Origin of the sequence: Methylobacterium sp. WL116 (assembly GCF_008039455.1) — a bacterium.
Taxonomy (GTDB): domain Bacteria; phylum Pseudomonadota; class Alphaproteobacteria; order Rhizobiales; family Beijerinckiaceae; genus Methylobacterium.
Map to the genome: position 1 here is coordinate 1 of NZ_VRUV01000292.1, position 5,781 is coordinate 5,781.

Here is a 5,781-nt window from a genome sequence, read left to right on the forward strand (position 1 = left end):
CCCCTGGCCGACCGCACGCGCCGGCGGCTGGCGCGGCTGTCCGACCTCGCCGTCGCGGTGCTGGCGCAGGGGCGGCGGACGATGGCGCAGCGGGACGCGGAAGGGTTCGTCGCCGCCACGAGCTCGGCGCTCATCACCACCGACGCGACCGGCCGGATCACCTTCGCCAACCCCGCCTGCGAGACGCTGCTCGGCTACCCCGCCGGTGCCCTGGCCGGGCGCGACGTGGCCTCGATCGTGCCGCTGCGCCTGCGCGGGCACCACGTCGCCGGCATGGGCGCGCTCACCGCCGGCGGCCCGCTCAAGCTCTCCGGCCGTTCCGTCGAGGTGACGGCTCTGCGCGCCGACGGCGGCGAGGTGCCGATCGAGCTGTCGCTCTGCGCCTGGGGGGAGGGCGCCGCGATGGGCGTCGGCGCGGTGATGCGCGACATCTCGGAGCGCCGCCGCCGCAACGCGCGCCTGCTCCGGCTCGCCCACGAGGACCCCGGCACCGGCCTGCCGAACCGGGTCCGCCTGTCCGGAGAGATCGATGCGCGCCTCGCCGCACGCCGACCGGTCGGGCTGCTGACCCTCGGGGTCGACGGCCTGCGGGCGGTGACCGACGGGTTCGGCTCGGGCATCGGCGCGGCCTTGCTGGAGGCGCTGGTGGTGCGGCTGGCCGGACGCCTGCCGCAGGGACGCGACAGCGATCCCGCGAACCTCGCCGCCACGGTGCCGGCGGGGAGCCTCAACCCCGGGACGGCGCGGTACCTGCGCGAGATCGGCGCGGCGCGCTGAGCCGCCGGCCCGGGGCAGGTCCCCGTCGGCGCATCCTCGATCGGGCTCGAACCCCGTGATCCGCGATGCGGTCGGGCATCCGGCGCAGCGTCGGCGCGCGAGGTTCCGGCCGGCGCCGCCTGCGGCCGATCATGTGGCCCGGGGGCCTGTGGCGCGGCCGGCCCGAACGTCGCGGTCGCGAGATCCCCGTGCACGACGCGCGATGCGAGAAATTCGCGCGCCTGCGCGCATCGCGCGCTTGTGGAGCCCTCGGGGACGAGGTTAGGAAATCTTGCTGAACGAACCGTAAAGGCCTCCCCGCAGCGCGGCGGATCCGTCAGGCGCCGTTCAGCCAGCCCCTGGCATAAGTCCCGTCGCGCCAAGCGTTTGGGAGCCCGGTGCTCGGGACTCCCGAATTCACCGTTCCGGCGATCGGACGGAGCGCGACGGAAGAAGGAAGACCCGGACCGCAGCCGCGGACCGGGTTCGAGGGGGAAGAGCGCGCTGGGCCCGGACAACACGGGGCGCGCCTGAGGTCGGTGTTCGGAGCTGACATGTCGCTGTTTCGTCTGTACGCGCGCGTTCTGAGCCTTCTGGGCAACGACAAGCGGCTCGCCATCGGCCTCGGGTTCGCCAACGTCGCGCTGGCGGTGGCGGCCTTCGCCGAACCCCTGATCATGGGCCGCATCATCGACGGGCTGACCCACCTCAAGCGCGGCGGCAACGGCCTGCAGACCATGCTGCCGCTGATCGCGGCCTGGGTCGCGTTCGGCTTCTTCACCATCGCGGCAGGCGTCGCCATTGCGCTCCACGCCGACCGGCTAGCCCACCGCAATCGCCTCTCCACCATGGCGAACTACTTCGAGCACGTCCTCGACCTGCCGCTCGCCTTCCACTCGGCGAACCATTCCGGCCGCGTGCTGAAGGCGATGCTGGAGGGCACCAACGGCATGTCGGCCCTGTGGCTCGGCTTCTTCCGCGACCACTTCGCGGCCCTGGTCTCGCTCGGCGTGCTGCTGCCGATGACGCTGTTCGTGAACTGGCAGCTCGGCTCGATCCTGCTCGTGCTGGTGCTGGTCTTCACCGCGCTGACCACCTTCGTCATGCGCCGCACCGAGACGCTGCAGGGCGAGGTCGAGTTCTACAATTCGGGCCTGGCCGCGCACGCCTCCGACGCGCTCGGCAACGTCGCCGTGATCCAGTCCTTCACCCGCGCCAAGGCCGAGAAGGACGCGATGCGCGACATCATCGGCAACCTGCTCGCCGCGCAGATCCCGGTGCTGTCGTGGTGGGCGCTGGCCAACGTCGCGACCCGCGCGTCGGCCACCATCACCATGACCGCGGTGTTCGTCACCGGCATCATGCTCTACCAGGCCGGCCAGACCTCGGTCGGCGAGGTCGTCGCCTTCATGAGCCTCGCCACCGCCCTGGTGACGCGCCTCGACCACGTGGTCGGCTTCGTCAACGGCCTGTTCCAGCAGGCGCCGAAGATCGCCGAGTTCTTCACGATCTTCGACACGGTGCCGGCCGTCCGCGACCGCTCGCACGCCGTCCAGGTCGCCCGCTTCGCCGGCGAGGTCGAGTTCGAGGGCGTCGGGTTCTCCTACGACGGCCGCCGCAAGGCGCTCGACGGGGTGTCGTTCGCGGCCCGCGCCGGCGAGACCATCGCGCTCGTCGGCACCACCGGCTCGGGCAAGTCGACGACGCTGGGCCTGCTGCACCGCAGCTTCGACCCGGGCGCCGGCGCGATCCGCATCGACGGGATGGACATCCGCGACGTCGCGGTGTCGTCGCTGCGCCACAACATCGGCGTGGTGTTCCAGGAGCCGATGCTGTTCGCCCGCTCGATCCGCGAGAACCTCCAGGTCGGCCGCCCGGACGCCACCGATGCCGAGATGCTCGACGCCCTGGAGCGCGCCCAGGCCTCCGCCTTCATGGCGCGCCAGCCCGACGGCCTCGACACGGTGATCGGCGAGCGCGGCCGCTCGCTCTCGGGCGGCGAGCGCCAGCGCCTCTCGATCGCCCGGGCGATCCTGAAGAACCCGCCGATCCTGATCCTCGACGAGGCGACGAGCGCGCTCGACGCCGCCACCGAGCGCCGCCTGCAGGGCGCGCTGGAAGCCGTGATGGAAGGCCGCACCACCTTCGTCATCGCCCACCGCCTCGCGACGATCCGCAACGCCGACCGCATCCTGGTCTTCCACGAGGGCCGCATCGTCGAGAGCGGCACCTTCGACGGCCTGGTCGCGCAGAACGGCCGCTTCGCCGAGCTCGCCCGGGCGCAGTTCATGGCCGCCGAGGCGGACGAGGGCGAAGCGGTGCTGGCTCTGGCGGCCTGAGGTCGAGCCGAACCACCGGGACCGCGCTTCCGCGCGCGCGGTCCCGGACTTCGAGCGCCGATATAGCGATATGCTATAGGTAGACCTTGAAGCGAATTGCCTACGGCAAGGCCGCCCTCAAGACCCTGAGCCACATGCCGACCAACGTGTCGGCGATGATTCGTTCGAAGCTCACGCAGTACGCAGCCGACCCGGCAGCGCAGGCCCACAACGTGACGCGCCCGAAGAACATGGCCAGCGCCTGCCGGCTCCGGGTGGGCGACTGGCGGGTCCTGTTCACCGAAGACGGCGAGATCGTCGCGATCATCAAGGTGACGCCCCGGGGAAGCGCCCACGATTGAGCGGTCGATCCCGACGATTCCCGCGCCATCGCGCCCGACCGAAGAGGACGTTGCCATGAACGCGCATCGCTTCACGACACCGGCCGGCGAGCGACTCGTGATCCTGAGCGAGGCCGACTACACCGCGCTGACCCAGGCCGCGGAGGACGCGGCCGACCAGGCCGCCGTCGCGCAGTTCCGCCTGAAGTTTGAGACCGGCGAGGAGGAGCTGATCCCCGCCGAGGTCGTGGACCGGCTGCTCGGCGGCGACAACCGCATCCGGGTCTGGCGCGAGCATCGCGGGCTCACGATGGCGGCGCAAGCCGGCATCGCCCAACCGTTCCTCTCGCAGATCGAGACCGGCAAGCGCGACGGCACCGTGGAGACCCTTCGGAGGATCGCGGACGCCCTCGCGGTCACGCTCGACGACCTCGTCGGCTGACGCCGGCGCGAGCGGCCAAAAGAAAACGGCCCGCCTCCCGTTTCGGGGAAGCTGGCCGGATGAGGTTTCGGATCACATGGAGTCCTGGGGCCAACAGCCCGAGGCGGACTCGGTTCCCGGCAAAGCGTCTCGTCCTAGGCAACCGGCGGACGCGCCTGGCGCGCGTGCATCCGCGCCCGCAGCCGGCTGCGCTTGGCCGCGATCACGGTGCCGTTGATCTCGCCGCCGAACAGGAACATCGCCGCGAGCCAGTACAGGAACACCAGGAACACCATCGCGGTGGCGAGGCCGCCGTAGGTCGAGGCGTAGGCGTTCGAGAAGCGGTCGAGGTAGAACCCGAAGCCGAGCCCGGCGAAGAACCACAGCAGCAGCGTCACGCCGATGCCCGGCAGCACCGCCAGGAACGAGCGCCGGCCGGCGGCGACGAACTTGTGGGCGATGATCAGCACCGCGGCGAGCAGCAGCGCGGTGATGCCGATCCGGGCGATCGCGACGGTGAGGCCCAGGGGCTCGAGCCCCGGCGCGACGAGAACGACGTTGCGCCAGATCAGCGGGCCGAGCACCACCAGCAGCGCGAAGGCCAGCATCGCGCAGGCGCCGCAGACGACGTAGCCGATCGATTCGAGCCGGGTCAGCCACCACGGCCGCATCTCGCGCAGGCCGTAGGCGCGGTTCAAGCCCACCCGCAGGCTCTCGACGCCGGAGGACGAGAAGTACAGCGCCAGCAGCGCGCCGACCGTCAGCACCCCGCCGCGCTGCTCGGTGAGCACCCGGTGGACCTCGCCGACGATCGGCTTGGCGACCTCCCGCGGCCACGCGTCGAAGATTAGCAGGCCGGCCTCGTCGGCCAGGGACTTGGTGCCGAGCAGCCCCGCGAGCGCCGCGAGCAGGATCAGGAACGGGAACAGCGAGGTCAGGATCGACAGCGCGATGTGGCTCGCGATCGCCCAGCCGTCATGGGAGACGAAGCGATGCGCGGCGATGCCCGCGACCTCGAGGGCGGTGCGGAGGGGTTTCATGCCGCCCTCCCCGCTCCCCGCACGCGGGGAGAGGGCTTTGCCGACCACGTCGTCGGCAAAGCGAGGCGGCAGCCGATGGTGAGGGGGCGTCGACGGAGGAGGCTCTTTCGGGGCCGCCCCCTCACCGCCGCTCCGGCTTCGCCTGCGCTTCCCGCACGGACGACGAGGTCCGTGCGGGCCTCTCCCCGCGTGCGGGGCGAGGGGATGCGCGGTGATCGCCGAGATCCTTCCGTCAAAGCGTGTGTCACGTGCGGCGATGCTACCCGATGGAGGATGCGTTTTTTGGGATACGTCATCGCGTTCCCGTCCCCGTCAACGCGTCGAGGGCCGGGGGGCGGCGTTCGGTGCCGGGGTGAAGCCTTCGGGCAACGGCGGGGCGCCCCCTGTCCCGGGGCGGGGGCGCCCCGGCTTTTTCGGTTGTCAGCGCGGACGGTGCGTGCTGCCTGCGCGGCACCATGCCCGCCCTCCTCGCAAACGTCCTGATCCCGAGCCTGTTCGTCCTGATCTGGGCGACCGGCTTTATCGCGGCCCGGTTCGTGGCTCCCCATGCCCAGCCTCTGCCCTTCGTGGCGTTGCGGGTGATCGGCGTGGCCCTGGTGCTCGGCGCGATCGCCCTCGCGCTTCGCGCCCGCTGGCCGCGGACCCGCGCGGGATGGCGCGACGCGATGGTCGCGGGCGTGCTGATGCAGGGCTGCTACATCGTCGGCGTGTTCTGGGCGATCCATCGCGGCCTGCCCGCGGGAATCGCGGCCCTCGTCGGCAGCCTGCAGCCGCTGGCGACGGCGATGCTGGCCGGGCCGGTGCTCGGCGAGGCGGTGAGCCTGCGCCGCTGGTGCGGAATCGGGCTCGGCTTCCTCGGGGCCGGGCTCGTGCTCGCCCCGAAGATCGGCGCCGCCGACCCGGCC

Annotated in this window: 6 protein-coding genes; 5 read left to right on the forward strand and 1 reads right to left on the reverse strand. The window is 71.8% G+C overall.

Translation table 11 applies throughout. The features are described from left to right. The 4 genes from FV223_RS18355 to FV223_RS18370 form a co-directional block, all read left to right on the forward strand. On the forward strand, positions 1-777 hold a 777-nt coding region (locus tag FV223_RS18355; protein ID WP_147728369.1), incomplete at its 5' end, for a PAS domain-containing protein. A gap of 533 nt (positions 778-1,310) precedes the next feature. Next, positions 1,311-3,095 carry a glucan ABC transporter ATP-binding protein/ permease gene (locus FV223_RS18360; protein WP_147728370.1) on the forward strand — a complete coding sequence of 595 codons (1,785 nt, stop codon included), beginning with the start codon at positions 1,311-1,313 and terminating at the stop codon, positions 3,093-3,095. An 86-nt stretch (positions 3,096-3,181) separates the two neighbouring features. Then, positions 3,182-3,436: a type II toxin-antitoxin system RelE/ParE family toxin gene (locus FV223_RS18365; RefSeq protein WP_147728371.1), complete on the forward strand. Its 255-nt coding sequence runs from the start codon at positions 3,182-3,184 to the stop codon at positions 3,434-3,436. A 55-nt stretch (positions 3,437-3,491) separates the two neighbouring features. Beyond that, complete coding sequence (locus FV223_RS18370; RefSeq protein WP_147728372.1) at positions 3,492-3,857, forward strand: helix-turn-helix transcriptional regulator; 366 nt, start codon at positions 3,492-3,494, stop codon at positions 3,855-3,857. A 134-nt stretch (positions 3,858-3,991) separates the two neighbouring features. On the opposite strand, the gene FV223_RS18375 is transcribed toward FV223_RS18370, so the two are convergent. After that, on the reverse strand, positions 3,992-4,876 hold the full coding sequence (locus FV223_RS18375) for a YihY/virulence factor BrkB family protein (RefSeq protein WP_147728373.1): 885 nt from the start codon (positions 4,874-4,876) through the stop codon (positions 3,992-3,994). Between the two features lie 455 nt (positions 4,877-5,331). On the opposite strand from FV223_RS18375, the gene FV223_RS18385 reads away from it, so the two are divergent. Continuing rightward, positions 5,332-5,781: DMT family transporter (locus FV223_RS18385; protein WP_147728374.1), on the forward strand; the 450-nt coding region annotated here is incomplete at its 3' end.

What these genes read in the sequence shown, in the direction of transcription:
- FV223_RS18360 (WP_147728370.1), top strand. Translation starts at nt 1,311, where the DNA reads ATGTCGCTGTTTCGTCTGTACGCGCGCGTTCTGAGCCTTCTGGGCAAC.
- FV223_RS18370 (WP_147728372.1), top strand. Translation starts at nt 3,492, where the DNA reads ATGAACGCGCATCGCTTCACGACACCGGCCGGCGAGCGACTCGTGATC.
- FV223_RS18375 (WP_147728373.1), bottom strand. Translation starts at nt 4,876, where the DNA reads ATGAAACCCCTCCGCACCGCCCTCGAGGTCGCGGGCATCGCCGCGCAT.